General features: G+C 60.9%; 2 protein-coding genes and 1 pseudogene. All 3 read right to left on the bottom strand.

Translation table 11 applies throughout. The annotated features are described in order from the left end of the window. On the bottom strand, positions 1-283 hold a 283-nt coding region (locus tag HEP69_RS23435; protein ID WP_290560938.1), incomplete at its 3' end, for an amidoligase family protein. 10 nt (positions 284-293) lie between these two features. After that, positions 294-548 (bottom strand): hypothetical protein, encoded by a 255-nt coding sequence (locus HEP69_RS23430; RefSeq protein WP_290560937.1) that lies wholly within the window; start codon positions 546-548, stop codon positions 294-296. 4 nt (positions 549-552) lie between these two features. Further along, positions 553-972, bottom strand: a pseudogene (locus HEP69_RS23425) (23S rRNA (adenine(2503)-C(2))-methyltransferase RlmN); the annotation flags it as partial. Between the last annotated feature and the right edge of the window lie 151 nt (positions 973-1,123).

Below are 1,123 nucleotides of genomic sequence, written 5' to 3'. Positions count from 1 at the left end.
GTTCGAGATAGCTGCCGATCACCCTCTCACGCGCGGCCTCTGGCCCCATTTCGATCAGCGCACGGGTAAAATCAATCGGGTATGGGTCTGTAAAGGGTAAGAGACGGCGGGCCTCGTCAATAGGATTGGCGGCGCGCAGCCAGTCCTCGATCAGCGCATAGGCAAGCAAAGGGCGAACCGTGTCGGCATCAGCATCGCTGGCCATCTCAATGTTAAGATGCAGGCCAAACCCAAAGAACCAGCCCGCGCCGCTGCCCAAAGCCCCTGCATCCCGAAGCGTCATCCGCAAATCATCAAGACGGGCAAGGCCATCCACATGATTCCGCGTTGCGCAGAAAGATGTCGAGATAGATGTCGATCTGTCCGATCTGGCTATTCCCAACCCGCCAGATATGGCTGTCCACCTGTTGCGCCGTGCCCCCCAGTTTGGATGCACACAGGTCCGCCACGCGCGATTCCGGCAAGCCGCCAAGCTCGATTTCGACACCGACAAGGGGGGGATCACCCGTAGCGTTGAATGGCTGCGGCAGGGGGGCAAAGGCGGTCATTGGGCTAAAGCCCTGCCTCGGCCTCGATCTGCGCGCGGGATTTGCGGGAGCGTTCGGTGGCGGATTTCAACTGGCCGCAGGCGGCCATGATATCCTCGCCACGGGGCGTTCGGATCGGGCTGGCATACCCAGCCTTGTAGATGATGTCGGCAAAGCGTTCGATCCGCTCCCAATCGCTGCGTTGATAGGGGCTGCCGGGCCACTCGTTGAATGGGATAAGGTTGATCTTAGCCGGAATGCCCTTGATCAGTTGAACAAGGCGGCGGGCATCGGCATCACTGTCATTGACACCTTTGAGCATGACATATTCAAAGGTGATACGCTCGGAATTGCTCAGGCGCGGATATTCGCGCAGCGTGTTCAGCAGCGTGGCGATGTGCGATCGCTTGTTTATCGGCACCAGAGTATCGCGCACGTCATCCGTATGTGGCGTGGAAGCTCGCACGCCCGCCCCACTGCCGTTTCCGTCGCGGCCTTGGGCCATACTGGCGACACAACCCCGAGTGGAGAGCGGTGCAGCGGCGGGCGCGCGGGCGAACATAGCAACACCAGAGCAGGGGGGGAGGGGCGCGCAG

Origin of the sequence: Aestuariivita sp. (assembly GCF_021404545.1) — a bacterium.
Classification (GTDB): Bacteria; Pseudomonadota; Alphaproteobacteria; order Rhodobacterales; family Rhodobacteraceae; genus Aestuariivita.
The sequence above is the reverse complement of the archived record's forward strand: the minus strand, read 5'-3'. Positions and strand labels throughout refer to the sequence as shown.

Excerpts from the sequence above, each read along its gene's own strand:
- HEP69_RS23430 (WP_290560937.1), bottom strand. The coding sequence starts at position 548 with ATGACCGCCTTTGCCCCCCTGCCGCAGCCATTCAACGCTACGGGTGAT.